Source organism: Streptomyces sp. NPDC048484 (assembly GCF_040651415.1).
GTDB lineage: Bacteria > Actinomycetota > Actinomycetes > Streptomycetales > Streptomycetaceae > Streptomyces.
Map to the genome: position 1 here is coordinate 1 of NZ_JBEZJY010000033.1, position 15,476 is coordinate 15,476.

Here is a 15,476-nt window from a genome sequence, read left to right on the forward strand (position 1 = left end):
GCGCAGTTCCCCGCGCCCCTGAAGGGCCTGCCTGGCGGCGGGGTGCCCTGAAGGGGCGCGGGGAACTGCGCGCCAAGCCCCCACGGTCCGGCAGCCGACGTCCGAGCCGGGCGGTCGTTTCTTGGGGGCGCGGGGAACTGCGCGACGAGCCCCCACGGCCCCGCAGCCGACAAGCAGCCCCGCAGGCAAGCAGCCCCGCAGGCAAGCGGAAGGGGGGCGCCCGGTAAACACCGGGCACCCCCCTTCCGCGGACCGTCGTCAGACGCTCTCGCGCCACAGGCTGGTGATCGGCAACCGCCGATCCTTGCCGAACCCCTTCGCCGAGATCTTGGTCCCCGGCGGATACTGCCGCCGCTTGTACTCCGCCGTATCGACCATCCGCAGCGTCTTCGTGACCATCTCGCGGTCGTACCCCGCGGCCACGATCGCGTCGGCCCCCGTGTCCCGGTCGACGTACAGCTCCAGAATCGCGTCCAGGACGGGATAGTCCGGCAACGAGTCCGTGTCGACCTGACCGGGCCGCAGCTCGGCGCTGGGCGGCTTGGCGATGGAGTTCTCCGGGATCGGCGGCGTCTGCCCCCGCTCGGCCGCGGCCCGGTTGCGCCACTCCGCGAGCCGGAAGACCGACGTCTTGTAGACGTCCTTGATCGGCCCGTACGCGCCCACCGAGTCGCCGTACAGCGTCGAGTACCCCACCGCCAGCTCGGACTTGTTGCCCGGCGCCAGCACGATGTGCCCCTCCTGGTTGGAGAGGGCCATCAGCATGGTGCCGCGCAGCCGCGACTGGAGGTTCTCCTCGGCCAGACCGGTGAGGCCGAGCGACCCCATGTACGCGTCGAACATCGGCTCGATCGGTACGGTCCGGAAGTTGAGCCCGGTCCGCCGCGCCAGCTCGTCCGCGTCGCCCCTGGAGTGGTCCGAGGAGTACTTGGACGGCATCGACACGCCGTACACGTTCTGGGCGCCGAGCGCGTCACAGGCGATCGCGGCGACGAGGGCGGAGTCGATACCGCCCGAGAGCCCGATCAGCACGGAGCGGAAGCCGTTCTTCGCCGCGTACGCCCGCAGCCCCACCACGAGCGCGGAGTACACCTCCTCGTCGTCGTCGAGCCGCTCGGCGTACCCGCCGGACAGCTCCGCCTCGTACGGCGGCAGCGGCTCGTCGGAGATGACAAGGTGATCGATCCGCAGCCCGTCGTCCACGACCCCCGACGGTGCCTCGGCGGCAGCGGCGGGCAGGTCCAGATCGAGGACGACACACCCCTCGGAGAACTGGGGCGCCCGCGCGACGACCGCACCGTCCCGGTCGACGACGATCGAGTCGCCGTCGAAGACGAGCTCGTCCTGGCCGCCGATCATGGCCAGGTACGCGGTCGTGCAGCCGGCCTCCTGCGCGCGCTTGCGCACGAGGTCGAGCCGGGAGTCGTCCTTGTCGCGCTCGTACGGCGAGGCGTTGATCGAGATCAGCAGACCGGCCCCGGCGGAACGGGCCGCCGGGACGCGGCCGCCGTCCTGCCAGAGGTCCTCGCAGATGGCGAGCGCGACGTCGATGCCGTGTACGCGTACGACCGGCAGGGTGTCACCGGGCACGAAGTAGCGGAACTCGTCGAAGACGCCGTAGTTCGGCAGGTGGTGCTTGGCGAAGGTGAGGACCACCTCGCCGCGGTGCAGCACCGCTGCCGCGTTCCGCGGGGCACCGGCCGGCTGGCCGTACTTGGGCTGGGCCTTCTCGGAACGGTCGAGGAAACCGACGACGACCGGCAGCTCCCCGAACCCCTCGTCGGCCAGCCGGGCGGCGAGCGCGTGCAGAGCCGCGCGGGACGCCTCCACGAAGGACGACCGCAGGGCCAGGTCCTCGACGGGGTACCCGGTCAGCACCATCTCGGGGAACGCCACGAGATGCGCACCCTGCTCGGCGGAGTGCCGGGTCCAGCGGACGATCGCCTCGGCGTTCCCGGCGAGATCGCCGACGGTCGAGTCGATCTGATTCAGAGCGAGGCGTAGTTGAGGCACGCCCCCCAGTGTAATCGTCAGAGCGACGCGATGGGGGAGGGGGCGTCCCCCGCAGCTTCCGTACGACATGCGAACCCCGCCCTCCGCCCCGATCATGGGCGTCAATGACCACGCCACGCACGGCCGCCGCCCTCCTCGCCCTGGCGGCCCTCGCCTACTCCGCGTGGACACTGGAAGCCGTCCTGCCGACAGGCCTCCCCCCGGCCCACACGTACGTGAGTGAACTGGCCGCGCGGGACCAGCCGTACGGCGCCCTGTTCCGCACGACGGACCTGCTCGCGGGCGTGTGCGTGTGCGTGTTCGTATGCACCGCCGGCCTGCCGGTGTTCCGCGGGCGGCCCCCCGGCGGACCGGGCGCGCAGGCCGGCCGAGCCGGGCTCCTCCTCTTCGGTGCGGCCACCGCCGTGGACTCCCGCCTGCCGCTCAGCTGCACGCCCACCGCCGATCCGGGGTGCGCCGCACGCGAGACCGCGGGGCTGGTGCCACCGGCCCACTCCGCGCACACGGTGAGCAGCACGGTCGCTCTGTGCGGCATCCTCGTCGCCATGGTGGCCCTCACCCTCACCGCCCGCCGCTGCGCACCCCGGTCGCCACTGGCCCGCTCGGGGCCCGGCCTCGTGGCGTTCGAACTGGCCGCCACCGCCTGGACGCTGGCCGCGATCGCCGTGCTGGAGACCGGCCGCGACGGCTGGGGCGTCGGCGGCGTCGGGATCGCCCAGCGGCTTCAGGTCGGCGTCATCGCGATCTGGCTGGGCGCGTTGGCGGTCTCTCTCCTGCGCGTCCCTCTCCCGCGCGCGCCTCTTCTGCGCGTCCCCCACCGGGAAGCGGATGCCCGCCCATGACCTTCGTCCGTATCGCCGGTGTCCCGCACCACATCCGTGTCGACGGCCCCAGAACCGGCGCCGGTACCGGAACCGGCCCCGCCTGCCTGCTCAGCGTCGGTCTGGGCATGTCGTGGTTCGACTGGGACCCCGTGGTGCCGCTGCTCGCCCCGCACCGCACGGTCGTCCGGTTCGACCGGCCCGGACTCGGGCTCAGCGGCCACGCGCGCGTGTGGCCCACGCTCACCGGCGAGGCGGAACGCATCGCGCGCGTGCTCGACGCGGCCGGTGTCCGCACACCCGCCACCGTGGTCGGCCACTCGCTCGCCGGCTTCCACTGCGAGGCCTTCGCACGGCTGTACCCGGAACGGACCGCCGGGCTCGTCCTGGTCGACTCCAGCGTCGAGGAGGCGCCGCGCCCCAGAGCCGTCCCCGCGCTCCGGGACACCGCCACACGCGTGTGCGGCACGCTGCTGACAGGCGCGGGCCTCCCGCGGGCACTCGGGCCACTCCTGCGGCGTACCGCGATCAGGGCCGGACGCCGGGCCGGGCGCCGGACCGGACTCCGGGGCGGCGGCGACCCGGCCCCGCACGACCTCGTCCGGAGCGCCTACTCCACCAGCCGCTTCCTGCGGGCCGTCCTCGCCGAGAACGCCCGCTACCGGGACCAGGCCGTCGAACTCGACTCGCTGCGCGAGCGCCGTCCGCTGGACGCGCCCGTCACCGTGCTCGCCGCGTACGCCGGTGGTTCACGGCACCGGCTCGACCGGCAGGAACACCTCGCCGAGCGGCTAGGCGGCACGTTCCGGATGTCCGCACCCGCCGGACACCTCGTCATGCTCGACCGCCCCGGGGACGTGGCGGCCGCGGTCCTGGACACACCGGCGCACCCGGCCTGAGAAGCCGGGCCGGGTGAACCGGTGGGTTCAGCCGGTCGGTCCGGTGGGTTCGGCCGGTCAGTTCGGTGGCTTGGCGCCGCGCTTCTTCAGCAGGTCCGAGATCAGCCGCATCTCCGACTCCTGGGCCTGGACCATGCCCTGCGCGAGCCGGAGTTCCGCGCCGACCTGGCACCGGTCCACACACCCCTTGGCCATGTGCACACCGCCCACGTGGTGGGCGTACATGAGCTGCAGGTAGCGCACCTCGGCCGCCTTGCCGCTCAGCTTGCGCAGCGCGTCCATCTCGGTGTTGGTCGCCATGCCCGGCATCAGCGCACCGTCCTCGCCGGCCCCCATGCCTGCCATGCCCATCCACTCCATGGGCGGATCGGCGGACACCTTGGGCAGCTCCCACAGGTCCAGCCAGCCGAGCATCATGCCGCGCTGGTTGGCCTGGGTCTGCGCGATGTCGTACGCGAGGCGGCGCACCTCCTCGTCGTCGGTGAGGTCGCGCACGATGTACGACATCTCGACGGCCTGCTGGTGGTGCACGGACATGTCACGGGCGAAACCGGCGTCCGCCGAGTCCACCGCCGGAGGCCTCATCCCGGAGTCGTCGCCGTCGGCGACCGCGTAGGTGATCGCCCCGGCCGCCACCAGCACGGCCGCGGCGGCCCCGCTGATCCAGCCCGCGGACTTCATCTTCCTCACTGTGACAGACCGTTGGTGCAGGCGGCGCCCGGCTCGGGCGTCTGCTTGCCCTGGACGTACGTCTCGAAGAACGTGCCCACGTTCGGGTCGCTCGCGGCCTTCACCGTCCGCTGGTGGCCCCACGCGGAGAGCATGATCGGGTCCTTCTGGTCCTCGACGGGGCTCATCAGCGAGTACGGCGTCTTCTTGACCTTCGCGGCGAGCGCCTTCACATCGGCGTCCGACGCCTTGGCGTTGTACGTCACCCAGACCGCGCCGTGCTCCAGCGAGTGCACGGCGTTCACGTTCTTGATCGCCTTGTCGTAGACGTCGCCGTTGCAGTTCATCCAGACCTGGTTGTGGTCACCGCCGACCGGGGGCTCCATCGGGTACTTCACGTCCTTGGTGACGTGGTTCTGCGTGAGCTTCGTGCTCCACTTCTTCACGCCGTCCTTGCCCGTGACGAACTTCCCCGAAGCCCCCTTCGAGTCGCTCGCCGCGCTGTCGCCGCCGTCGGCGGCGTCGGACTGCGAGTTGATCAGAAACGCGCCACCGGCGACGAGACCGGCGACGACGATCACGCTGGCGGTGATCGTGAGGACCCGGTTGCGCCGCTCGCGGGACTGATCGGCGCGCCGCATCTCCTCTATGCGCGCCTTGCGCGACGGGGTGTCTGTCTTCTTGGCCGAACCCATGGGGTGGTCCTTCTGAGGAAAAGGGGCAGTGGAGTGGTCAGCTGATCGTAGTGGGGGAGAAGCGGATGTAGGCGGAGGCCCGCAGGAATGGCCAAATGGTCCGGGCCCCGGCAGAAAATTTGAACCTCGGATGCGCATTATTTACGCTGCTGGTATGCGGCTGTTGCGATCGACCGACCTGGCACTGCGCGTCCTGATGCGGCTCGCCGTCGCCGACGGGACGCAGCCCACGACGCGCGATGTCGCGGCCGGCGTGGAGGTGCCGTACACGCACGCCGCGAAGGTCGTCGCCCAGCTCCAGCATCTCGGGCTCCTCGACGCCCGCCGAGGCCGCGGCGGCGGTCTCACCCTCACCGAGAAGGGGCGTACGGCCTCGGTCGGCGCGCTCGTGCGGGTCTTCGAGGGCGAGGGCGACGTCGTCGACTGCGAAGGGCCCGCGCCCTGCCCGCTGCACACGGCATGCCGGCTGCGCGTCGCCCTGCGCCGGGCCCAGGAGGCCTTCTACGTCTCCCTCGACCCGCTGACCGTCGCGGACATGGTCGCCGCGCCCACCGGGCCGCTGCTGCTGGACATCGCCAGGAGGTGAGGGCGGGCCGCTCTCACCTCCTGGCGACTTCTTGGAGACGTCAGTTCTGGGTCTCGGCCAGCCATAGGTCGGGCCCGAACACCTCGTAGTGGATGTCGGCGGGTGCGACGCCCTTCTCGATCAGCTGGCCGCGTACCGCCCGCATGAAGGGCAGTGGTCCGCACAGGTAGGCGCGCGTACCCGACGCGACCGCCACCGCGGAGAGGTCGACCAGGCCCGTGCGGTCGGCCGGGTGGCCCGGCTCCGGCTGCTCGTACCAGAAGTGCGTCATGGCGTCCCCGAGCTTCGCCGCGTACGCCTCGTGCTCCTCGCGCAGGGCGTGTTCAGCGGGGGAGCGGTCCGCGTGCACCACGGTCACCGGGGCCTGGTGACCGGTCACCACGAGCTGCTCCAGCATGGCGATCATCGGCGTCACCCCGATGCCGGCGGAGGCGAGGAGCACCGGCGTCCGGCTGTCGGCGTCGAGCACGAGATCGCCGTACGGGGCGGACAGCTCAAGCGTGCTGCCGACCTCCACGCGCGCGTGGAGGTGGTTCGAGACCTCTCCGTCGGGCGCCGAGTCGCCGTGCACCCGCTTCACGCCGATCCGGCGTACGGACGAAGCCGGCGCGCCAGGCCGGCCGGGCGCGCCGGCGAGGCTGTACTGGCGCGCCTGGCGGGCTCCGTCCGGCAGCTCGACGCGTACGGAGATGTACTGGCCGGGCCTGAAGCCGGGCGCGGGGGCGCCGTCGGCCGGGCGTACCAGGAAGGTCGCCACGTCCGCGGTCTCCTCGACGCGCTCGACGACCTCCCAGGCGCGCCATCCGCCCAGGCCGTCGGCCTCGCTCGCCGCGTACAGCCGCTTCTCGACGGCGATGAGCGCGTTCGCCATCAGCCAGTACACCTCGGTCCAGGCGCTGGCCACCGCCGGGGTGATCGCCTCGCCGAGCACGTCGACGATGGCGGCGAAGAGGTACTTGTGGACGACCGGGTACTGCTCGGGGGCGATACCGAGGGAGGCGTGCTTGTTCGCGATGCGGTTCAGCATCGCGTCGGGCCGCACGTCCGGCCGCTCGATGAGCTGGGCGGCGAAGGCGGCGAAGGCGCCCGCCAGGGCCTGGCGCTGGGTGCCGGAGGACTGGTTGCCGCGGTTGAAGAGGTCGCGCAGCAGCTCGGGGTGGGCCGAGAAGAGGCCCGCGTAGAAGCGGTCGCTGATCTCTCCCAGGGCCCCGCCGACGGTGGGAAGGGTGGCGCGGACGGTGGCGGCGGACTGCTCGGACAGCATCAGGGCTCCTCAGCTCGACTGACCGCACCGTATTGAAACTTGCATCTGAAATGCAAGTTATAAGGAGTGTGGGAAAGAAGACGGAGAGACGGCAGTGGTCGGCCATTACATGCGTGGCGCTTAGCAGGCAAGATGGGCGGCAGAGCAGTACACCTGCCGGCCGTGAGGCGTTCAGCCGGAGGCCGGCGGGACGATCAAGGTCCGCAACGCGCATGAAATGCTGTTGTGGTGTGATGCTCAGGTGCCCGACCGCCTCCCACGGGACGGGAGCAGGCGGCCTGACCAGCAAGATTGGGTGGAAGCGGAAGATGGACAAGCAGCAGGAGTTCGTGCTCCGTACTTTGGAAGAGCGCGACATCCGTTTCGTACGCCTGTGGTTCACGGACGTGCTGGGCTTCCTCAAGTCGGTGGCCGTGGCCCCGGCCGAGCTGGAGCAGGCGTTCGACGAGGGCATCGGCTTCGACGGGTCGGCCATCGAGGGCTTCGCCCGCGTATACGAATCCGACATGATCGCCAAGCCGGACCCGTCGACCTTCCAGGTCCTGCCGTGGCGCGCGGAGGCCCCCGGTACCGCCCGCATGTTCTGCGACATCCTGATGCCGGACGGCTCACCGTCCTTCGCGGATCCGCGGTACGTGCTGAAGCGGGCCCTGGCCAAGGCCTCCGACCAGGGCTTCACCTTCTACACGCACCCGGAGATCGAGTTCTTCCTGCTGAAGGACAAGCCGACGGACGGCTCACGCCCGACCCCGGCCGACAACTCCGGCTACTTCGACCACACCCCGCACAACGTCGGCATGGACTTCCGCCGTCAGGCGATCACCATGCTGGAGTCGATGGGCATCTCGGTCGAGTTCTCGCACCACGAGGGTGCGCCGGGCCAGCAGGAGATCGACCTCCGTTATGCGGACGCGCTCTCCACGGCCGACAACATCATGACGTTCCGCCTGGTCATGAAGCAGGTGGCGCTGGAGCAGAACATCCAGGCGACGTTCATGCCGAAGCCGTTCAGTGAGCACCCGGGCTCCGGCATGCACACGCACCTCTCCCTCTTCGAGGGCGACCGCAACGCGTTCTACGAGTCGGGCTCCGAGTACCAGCTCTCCAAGGTCGGCCGCTCCTTCATCGCGGGCCTGCTGAAGCACTCGGCGGAGATCGCCGCGATCACCAACCAGTGGGTCAACTCCTACAAGCGCATCTGGGGCGGCTCCGAGCGCACCGCGGGCGCCGGCGGCGAGGCCCCCTCGTACATCTGCTGGGGCCACAACAACCGCTCGGCCCTGGTCCGGGTCCCGATGTACAAGCCCGGCAAGACGGGGTCGGCGCGGGTGGAGGTCCGTTCCCTCGACTCGGGCGCGAACCCCTACCTGGCGTACGCGATCCTGCTGGCCGCCGGCCTCAAGGGTGTCGAGGAGGGCTACGAGCTGCCGCCCGGCGCCGACGACGACGTCTGGGCCCTCTCCGACGCCGAGCGCCGCGCGATGGGCATCGAGCCCCTGCCCCAGAACCTGGGCGAGTCCCTGACTCTCATGGAGCGCAGCGAACTGGTGGCCGAGACGCTCGGCGAGCACGTTTTCGACTTCTTCCTCCGCAACAAGCGCCAGGAGTGGGAGGAGTACCGCTCCGAGGTGACGGCGTTCGAGCTGCGGAAGAACCTGCCGGTGCTGTAAGGGCAGGTCAGAGCGGTTTTCCCGCTGATTCGGCGCGTGGGGCCGACGGTCAGTGACCGTCGGCCCCACCGCGTCTCCACGGCCCTGGGCCGTCTCTGGGCCGTCAGGCCGAATCGCCGACGTGCTGTGGCTACCCTCGGCGCTCGCCCTCACCTGACTGATCAACCGCGTCGGGTGTCTGTCTTCTCCCCGGCTGGCCGCTCCAAGCGGCGCCCCGTGCATGCGGGCAAATATCGCTCCGCCGATCGTGTGGGCCAGTGCAGGCTCGGATCCTCAGCGAGACCACCGTGGCCCCTGTCGGCCCACAGAGCTGGACCGTTGACCGCAGGACATAGGGCCGACCGGCCCTTGTGCGAGCTAATACAGGGGCACATCGTGTCAATAAGCGTGAAATTCACGCAAAGGGCTAAAAGGAGGCGGCTAGCATGAGCACCGCCCCGATTGAGCTTCAAAGTGAGCGTGTGATCGTCCAAGCTCCGCTGTCATTTGCCGGTTCAACCAAGCGAATCTTGCGACTCACCGAGCAAAACCGAGCCATGGCCTTGAAAGCTATCGTCGGTCCATGGTGGAAAGGCACCCTGCGAGTCTTGCTCGATGGCCTGCTCGTCCTGACCGTGGGTGGCTTCATGCTCCTGGCATGGGTCTTCATCGCGGCTTGGTACGTCTTGTGGGGGATCTACCTGGTCCCCTACCGGCTCATCCGGCGCAGCGACCGCAACCGGAAGCGTGACGCTCTCCAGCACCGCGAGATGCTCGACGCAGCCATCGCTGCTCAAGCACTCGCCAACAAGCACGTAGGCGAGTAGAGAACAGCGTGGTCTTCGCATAGAGGTGCCTCAGGATCCTCCGTCGGATTTGACTGATGGAGGATCCCAGCGGGCCAGAGGCAGTCAGGAGGTGGTTGGCGTCGAAACGATCCCTTCGTATAGGCCGTCGACTGCCTTTCGGGCCCGCGCGTCGCTACTCGGCATGAGGTGCGTGTAGACCCGGAGCGTGAAGCCCGGATCGTTGTGTCCGAGGTAGTGACTCAGTGCCTTGACGTTCTCGCCGGCATTCAGCAGGACCGAGGCGTAGAAGTGCCTAAGGGCGTGCATGCCGTGTTCGCGAGCCGCCTGGTAACGCTCGCCCTGCTTTGGCTCTGGTAGCACGCCGGCCGCTACGAGAGCGGGTTTCCAAGCGCGGTCGTTGAAGTCGGTTCGGCGAGTTGCGCCAGCACCGTCAAGGCGGGTGAACAGCAACTGCCGTGTCACCGGGCGGCCGTCCTTCCGAAGCCACGGCAGGGTGATAGAGACCGGCGGGAACGCCTTTATGTGGCTCTTGAGGATGTCCGCCACGCGATCAGGCAGGGGAACGTCACGAAGCTTGTTCCGCTTCGGCGGACCGAACACGAGACCCCCGGTCGTCACCTTGACCTGGTTCACGATGTGCAGCCACCCGGAATCGAAATCAACTTCGTCAACGGGTAGTCCGAAGATCTCCCCTTGCCGCAGGCCGCATCCCGCCCCGAGGTCGACCGCCGCACGGAAGCGCTCCGGAAGGGCCTCCCGGACGCCGAAGACGCGTTCAGCCGTCCACGGCACTACCCGGCCGGTTCCCGGCGCAGGAGGGCGTACGGACTGCGCGTGACACGGGTTCTTCAACAGGTGGCCATCATCGACGGCCGCGTTGAGGATCGTCGCCACGCTGTTGTAGATCACCCGTCGGTACGACGACGCGGGTAGGGCCCGTTCCAACTCACTCAGCCAGTCCCGGATGTGTTCCGGCTTGAAGGAACCAAGGGGGCGCGTCCCGATGTAGGGGATCGCGTGACCGCGAACCGCAGAGGTGACCGTTTCACGGGTTGTCAGGTCGGTGGTCTGGGTGCGCAGCCACTTCTCGGCGTACTGCCCGAACGTCGTTCGGCCGGCGGCCGGGTCCACGTAGATGCCGCTGTCCATGTCGGCTTCCGTCTTCGTGAGCCACTTCTCGGCGAGTCGCTTCTGTCCGTCGGGGAAGCTCTTTGACTTCTCGGTGCCGTCGGGGCCGATGTACCGGGCTCGGTAGCGCAGGCCGCTGCTGTGGCGGTCGCTCTTGACGCGGACAGTCTTGCCGTCGGCGTTGGTCTCGGTCTTGAACCAGCGGTCTTGGATGTGGCCTGCCATGCGGCGGCGGTCCTCTCGACATGCAGCAGGGAGAGCCGCCGGGTGGCGGCTCTCCCTGCTGTCTGCGGTGGGTGTCGGGTTAGGCGGCGTCTAGGTCGGCGGTCTTGCGCTGGGTGACGTAGGCGCGGACATCGGCGGGGTCGTAGCGGAGGTGTTTGCCGATGCGGAATCCGGGCGGGCCGGTGTGCTTCTTGCGCCACTGGTAGACGGTCTCTTTGGGCACTTCGAAGATTTCCGCGATGTCGTCGGGGGTGAGGTAGCGGTCTGGCAACCAGCCGCGGAGGGTGGCGCGCGGGTCCGGCTGTTCACGTGCGGTGCTCATGGCGGGTCCTCCGTGCGCGGGCCGGGGGTGCTTGGGGGTGTCGTGTGTGTCCGAGGTGGGGATTTCTGCGTCACCCGCGTCATCTGCGTCATACGCACCCCTGACCTGCGGGTTTGGGGTGACGCAGAGGGGTCGGGCCTGCGTCACCGATGACGCAGGCTCTCCGTCATCGGTGACGCAGGTGACGCAGGTGACGCACGATGACGCAGAGATATGCCGTCTGCGTCACCCGTGTCTGCGCAGGTCACCCGCCGTTTTGTGGGGTCGGGTGACGCAGGTGACGCAGTACTTCCCTACTTAGGAAAGAAGAGGGGCTTCTTGTGGTGGTGCGGTGCCGCTCAGAGAGTGAAGAAAGGGGCCGCTTCGCGGCACGTCCCTGGGGCGCCGCGAGCGGCGAACAGCAAGAGGAGCACGCCGCGCCGGGGGTGCTCCTCTTGCTTGTGCGCGCGGTGGGTGGCGCCGGTCAGAACGCCCGTTCCTGCTCGTGCGAGGGCGGGGCGAGCCGGGTGATCTCGATGTAGCGGCCCTCTTTGGTGCGGCCGGAGTCGATGAGGACGCCCCGGGCGGCAAGGGTCGGCTGGAGGCGTTTGAGGCGGTCGGAGAGGACCTTGCCGGTGGTCGGCCACCCCTTGGGCAGGGACCGTAGTTCGTCGCCGCTGTAGAGGCTGCTGAGGAGGTGCAGCCACTGTGTGGACGTCATCCGCTGCTCTGCGCCCGCTTCCATGCTTTCGGCGTGCGTGAGGACGGTCTGCGCCAACAGGTCGCCCTCGATGACGTCGTCGTTGAGGTCGTCCAGGCTGGTCCGGTAGGCGGTGAGCGCTCCCAGTCCGGTTGCTGCGTCGAGTTGCGCGCACAGGTGGGCGAAGTCCGCCATGCGCAGGTCGGTGGGGGTCTCCGCCGTCACCGCGCGGACCTTGACCGTGAGGTCCAGGAGCGAGCCGAGGACGACCGGCAGGACTTCCGCGTACTCCGCCCACAGTTCGGCCTCGGTGCGCCGGATACGAGGGCGTTCCATGCGCAATGGCAGGAGCCGTTCGGCGAGGTCGGGCCGGATGACGCCGACGTCGATGCCGGTCAGGAGCAGGGGGCGGCGGTAGCCGACGCGGAATACGTCCCCGTCGGTGAACAGGGCACGTTTGACGCTTTCGGCGCCGGTGACGATGCAGCACATGGCGTCGGACAGGTCCGGGGTCATGTGGGAGAGGTTGTCGAGTGCGGTGACCCATCCGGCGGCCACGGCCGCGATCAGGTTTTCCTCGTCCTTCGGGGCGCGGCGCAGGTCGCCGCTCATGCCCTCGATGATCCGCACGAGCATGCGTCCGCCGGTGGATTTGCCCGCGCCCTGGGGGCCGGTGAGGAACGGGGCGGGGACGGGCACGGACGGGCCGAGGCAGCCGATGAGCCACGCGATGGCCAGGCATTCGGTTTCCGCTCCTGCGAAGTTGCAGAGCCTGAGCAGGAGGTCGATGCCTTTGCCGTCGGTGTCCTTGACGGGCAGGGGCAGTTCGCCGGTGAGCTGGGTGCGCCGCCAGCAGACCTCGTGCGGGTCGGGGGTGAGGATGTCCCAGCCGGTGGGGTGGATCCGGACGGACTGCCCGTCATCGCGGCCCAGGTCCAGCCATGTCGCTCCGTCGAATCCGGGGGCTACGCGGATGTGGACGGGTTGGGTGTCCTCGGTCAGCGCGAGCGCTTCGATGAGGTCCAGCGCTTCTTTGAGGGCGGTCCCGTTGAACACGCCGCATCCGTCACGGAACAGGCCGACCATGAGTTCCTGGCGGTGGCTGCCTGTGGTGCCCTGGGAGCGGATCGGGCGGGCCACGGGGTGGCCGTTCTTCTGCGCGTACACGGTCCCGTCGGGGGTGCGGAAGTAGCGGAAGTGCGCTTGCGCGTAGTCGGTGATGACCTCACGGCCCGGAGCCTTGTCGTCGTCAGCCATGGTCACAGTCCCAACGTGGTGCGGGCGTTGGTCCAAGCGTCGGTGCAGTGCCGGACCGATTCGCCTTTGGTCTGCGCGGCGGTGAACAGCCGGGCAACGTGGGTGTCGGTGAGGCAGCCGCACCGGCCGTGCGTGGACAGCACGGCAAGGAAGGTCCGGTAGACGGTCGCGTGCACCGCGCTACGGGCCTCGGTGATGCGCTGCTCCGCCATGGCGATGCCACGGTCCAGGTAGGTCGGCGTGCGGTGACGGCACTCCCCGCCCCCGGGCCGTGCGGGCACGGTGACCGGCTGCGGTGCCGGCCGAACCGGGGAGGGCTCTTTCACGGCCAGCGCGCGCACGATCTCCGGCAGCGCCGTGATGGTGCCGGTGCCGGGCCCGAGCCATCGGGCGTAGGCCATCGTGGACTTGATGTCCACACCGTCACGGACGCCGTTCACGGACCGCATGGCGCCCCGATAGATCCAGTGTTCTCCGCGCGTGGTCGCCACGGTCCGCGTCGCGGGCAGTTCCGACCGGGCCCATGCGACCGCGTCCGGGTTGTCGAGATCCAGGACCGTCAGTCCGGCGCCCCCGGGGTGGTAAGCAACGGCCGCGGCCTGTCGCCATGCCGCAGCCCATGGGGGCGAGGTGATGACGCTCGGGTCGGTGGTGGCGGCGGCCCATGCGTGGCAGACCGCGGGGCAGCGGCAAGTACCCGCGCACTTCATGTTCGGCCGCCCGCCACAGACGTTCTTGGCGCACGCGCGGCAGTTGCCGAACGGGAGCTTCCCGTCTCGCAGCGGCAGCGCCGGCACGTCCGCCGCGGCGAGATCCAGGGCCGCGGCGAGGTGGGAGTTCCCTGCCGGATGCACGCCGTGGGGCGGCATGGTGGTGCGGTCAGGTGTCATGCTGGGGGTCTCCTGTGTTCTGTTGGAGGGACAGGGAGAACCGGGCGGGCGCGGTCTTGTGGTGAGAGGCGCCCGCCCGGGCACGTCTAGAAGGGCGGTTCGATGCTGTAGCCGTCGGGGGCCCACGGGTCGCGGCCGGTGTGGCGTCGGCGCAGCCACCGGGGCAGGTGCGGCAGGGGCAGCAGAACCCAGCGGCGGTTTTCGTTCCAGCAGGTGCAGGGCTCCCAGTCGGTGCCCTCGTACTCGCCGGTCTCGTAGTCGCCGTAGTCGTGTTCGATGCCGCCGATGCCCTCGCAGTCAGGGCAGTCGGGGCGGGGCGTGTCGGTGAGGATCAGGGCCGGGCGTGGCCAGGTGGCGCGCTGGATACGCAGTCGGGTCACGAAATCTTCAGTCCTTTGTGCAGTCGGGGTAGGCCGAGCCGTGGTGGCAGTGGTCGTAGTCGTGGATGTGGACCTGGAATTCCTTGCGTTCGCCCTGCTCTGTGCGGACGGTGAGGAAGTAGGCGCGGGTCTTGGTCGCCGGGGACCAGCGATCGGCCTTGGCCACCACCTCGCCGGGGGGTCCGTCCGGGAAGCCACAGGCGGTCAGGAGGCCGATGCAGACCGTTAGGCTCAGTGCCGCGGCACCGCGGTGGTTCATGCGGATTCCCGGTCTGTGGTGGGCAGTTGGGGCAGGCCTGCGTCTGTCACGGCCTGCGGGTTGAAGCCGGGCAGGGCGGCGCGGGAGATCAGCGCGGTGGCGAGCTGTTCGGCGTAGGCGGCGCCGGTGCGGGCGACTTCGATCTGTGCTCCGGCGCGCAGGGCTTCGACGCGTTCGATGTGGCCGTGTTCCTCGCGCCGTTCGGCGGTGTGCCGGTGGTGGGCAACCGTGTCCCGGCGGTCGGTGCGCCAGTGGCGGGCCGCGATGCCGTACGTGATGGCGGTGGCCAGCACCCACAGGAGCAGCGGCAGTGAGAGGCCATCGGTGTATCCGGCGACTCCGGCGAGGGCGAGCCCTCCGGAGGCAGCGAACGCGGTTCCGGCGATGACGGGGTCACCGGCGCGACCGGCCGCCGCGAAAGCGCCGGCGGTCGCAGCTCCGGCAGCGAGCACGACCATCAACGCGGCGTTGCCCACGCTGTGTTCGGCGCCATTGGCGTTCCAGATCCTGCCGAGGATCAGCACGGTGGACGTGGCCAGTGCGGGCGCGGCTTTGGGGGCGATGAGGGCGAGCCAGTGGCGCGCCACGATCTGTTCGTTCACGGTCGGCCTCCTACAGGTCCGGGATCGCGGTGACGATGGCGTTCATGAGTTGGTTGACGGTGTCGGCGGCGCCGGTGGAGGCGAGGTAGAAGCCGAACATCACGGCGACGAACGCGGAGCCCGCTCCGAGAGTCTTGGAGCGCAGCAGCATGAACAGGACGAAGCCGAAGAGCAGCGCGAGGGAGACGGTCACGGCCATGGGGGAAACTCGCTTCCGGGCGAGGTGGAGGGGTGGTTAGGCTCTGCGGGCCCTGGGCGCTCGCAAGCTTGGGGACACGGGACCGGCGGTCACGTCGGCGGGCGATTGCCTCGCGCGATCACGCGATAGC

At 69.6% G+C, this 15,476-nt stretch carries 17 protein-coding genes; 5 read left to right on the plus strand and 12 right to left on the minus strand.

Going from position 1 to position 15,476, the window contains the following annotated elements; all coding sequences use genetic code 11:
- Nucleotides 1–258: 258 nt before the first annotated feature.
- Nucleotides 259–2,013 (minus strand): NAD+ synthase, encoded by a 1,755-nt coding sequence (locus AB0D14_RS29550; RefSeq protein ID WP_362785063.1) that lies wholly within the window; start codon nt 2,011–2,013, stop codon nt 259–261.
- Nucleotides 2,014–2,117: 104 nt separating this feature from the next.
- On the opposite strand from AB0D14_RS29550, the gene AB0D14_RS29555 reads away from it, so the two are divergent.
- Together AB0D14_RS29555 and AB0D14_RS29560 are read left to right on the plus strand one after the other, a co-directional pair.
- Entirely contained in the window at nt 2,118–2,855 is a 738-nt protein-coding gene (locus AB0D14_RS29555) for a DUF998 domain-containing protein (RefSeq protein ID WP_362785065.1), read from the plus strand.
- The gene (locus AB0D14_RS29560; protein ID WP_362785067.1) at nt 2,852–3,733 is read left to right on the plus strand and encodes an alpha/beta hydrolase; all 882 of its coding nucleotides are present in this window, start codon (nt 2,852–2,854) and stop codon (nt 3,731–3,733) included. The genes AB0D14_RS29555 and AB0D14_RS29560 overlap by 4 nt, the downstream gene beginning before the upstream one ends.
- A 57-nt stretch (nt 3,734–3,790) precedes the next feature.
- On the opposite strand, the gene AB0D14_RS29565 is transcribed toward AB0D14_RS29560, so the two are convergent.
- Nucleotides 3,791–4,414: a DUF305 domain-containing protein gene (locus AB0D14_RS29565; protein WP_362785069.1), complete on the minus strand. Its 624-nt coding sequence runs from the start codon at nt 4,412–4,414 to the stop codon at nt 3,791–3,793.
- A gap of 5 nt (nt 4,415–4,419) precedes the next feature.
- On the minus strand, nt 4,420–5,097 hold the full coding sequence (locus AB0D14_RS29570; RefSeq protein WP_362785071.1) for a DUF3105 domain-containing protein: 678 nt from the start codon (nt 5,095–5,097) through the stop codon (nt 4,420–4,422).
- 154 nt (nt 5,098–5,251) lie between these two features.
- On the opposite strand from AB0D14_RS29570, the gene AB0D14_RS29575 reads away from it, so the two are divergent.
- Nucleotides 5,252–5,683 (plus strand): Rrf2 family transcriptional regulator, encoded by a 432-nt coding sequence (locus AB0D14_RS29575; protein ID WP_362785074.1) that lies wholly within the window; start codon nt 5,252–5,254, stop codon nt 5,681–5,683.
- 40 nt (nt 5,684–5,723) lie between these two features.
- Here AB0D14_RS29575 and AB0D14_RS29580 read toward each other — a convergent pair whose 3' ends face one another.
- Nucleotides 5,724–6,947 carry a globin domain-containing protein gene (locus AB0D14_RS29580; protein WP_362785076.1) on the minus strand — a complete coding sequence of 408 codons (1,224 nt, stop codon included), beginning with the start codon at nt 6,945–6,947 and terminating at the stop codon, nt 5,724–5,726.
- 308 nt (nt 6,948–7,255) lie between these two features.
- Here AB0D14_RS29580 and AB0D14_RS29585 point away from each other — a divergent pair, with 308 nt between their 5' ends.
- Complete coding sequence (locus AB0D14_RS29585; protein WP_362785078.1) at nt 7,256–8,617, plus strand: glutamine synthetase family protein; 1,362 nt, start codon at nt 7,256–7,258, stop codon at nt 8,615–8,617.
- A 425-nt stretch (nt 8,618–9,042) separates the two neighbouring features.
- Complete coding sequence (locus AB0D14_RS29590; RefSeq protein WP_362785081.1) at nt 9,043–9,423, plus strand: hypothetical protein; 381 nt, start codon at nt 9,043–9,045, stop codon at nt 9,421–9,423.
- A gap of 84 nt (nt 9,424–9,507) precedes the next feature.
- Here the strand turns inward: AB0D14_RS29590 and AB0D14_RS29595 are convergent, their stop codons facing one another.
- The 8 genes from AB0D14_RS29595 to AB0D14_RS29630 form a co-directional block, all read right to left on the minus strand.
- Nucleotides 9,508–10,758 (minus strand): site-specific integrase, encoded by a 1,251-nt coding sequence (locus AB0D14_RS29595; protein WP_362785084.1) that lies wholly within the window; start codon nt 10,756–10,758, stop codon nt 9,508–9,510.
- A 79-nt stretch (nt 10,759–10,837) separates the two neighbouring features.
- Nucleotides 10,838–11,080 (minus strand): helix-turn-helix domain-containing protein, encoded by a 243-nt coding sequence (locus AB0D14_RS29600; protein WP_362785087.1) that lies wholly within the window; start codon nt 11,078–11,080, stop codon nt 10,838–10,840.
- Between the two features lie 463 nt (nt 11,081–11,543).
- Nucleotides 11,544–13,016 (minus strand): ATP-binding protein, encoded by a 1,473-nt coding sequence (locus AB0D14_RS29605; RefSeq protein ID WP_362785090.1) that lies wholly within the window; start codon nt 13,014–13,016, stop codon nt 11,544–11,546.
- A gap of 2 nt (nt 13,017–13,018) precedes the next feature.
- Nucleotides 13,019–13,885, minus strand: coding sequence for a bifunctional DNA primase/polymerase (locus AB0D14_RS29610; protein WP_362785342.1), 867 nt, complete (start codon nt 13,883–13,885; stop codon nt 13,019–13,021).
- 107 nt (nt 13,886–13,992) lie between these two features.
- Nucleotides 13,993–14,286, minus strand: coding sequence for a hypothetical protein (locus AB0D14_RS29615; protein WP_362785093.1), 294 nt, complete (start codon nt 14,284–14,286; stop codon nt 13,993–13,995).
- A gap of 7 nt (nt 14,287–14,293) precedes the next feature.
- Nucleotides 14,294–14,545 carry a hypothetical protein gene (locus AB0D14_RS29620; RefSeq protein ID WP_362785095.1) on the minus strand — a complete coding sequence of 84 codons (252 nt, stop codon included), beginning with the start codon at nt 14,543–14,545 and terminating at the stop codon, nt 14,294–14,296.
- Nucleotides 14,542–15,147, minus strand: a complete 606-nt coding sequence (locus AB0D14_RS29625) for a hypothetical protein (RefSeq protein WP_362785098.1) — start codon at nt 15,145–15,147, stop codon at nt 14,542–14,544. The genes AB0D14_RS29620 and AB0D14_RS29625 overlap by 4 nt, the downstream gene beginning before the upstream one ends.
- A gap of 10 nt (nt 15,148–15,157) precedes the next feature.
- Nucleotides 15,158–15,346, minus strand: coding sequence for a hypothetical protein (locus AB0D14_RS29630; RefSeq protein WP_362785101.1), 189 nt, complete (start codon nt 15,344–15,346; stop codon nt 15,158–15,160).
- Nucleotides 15,347–15,476 lie beyond the last annotated feature (130 nt).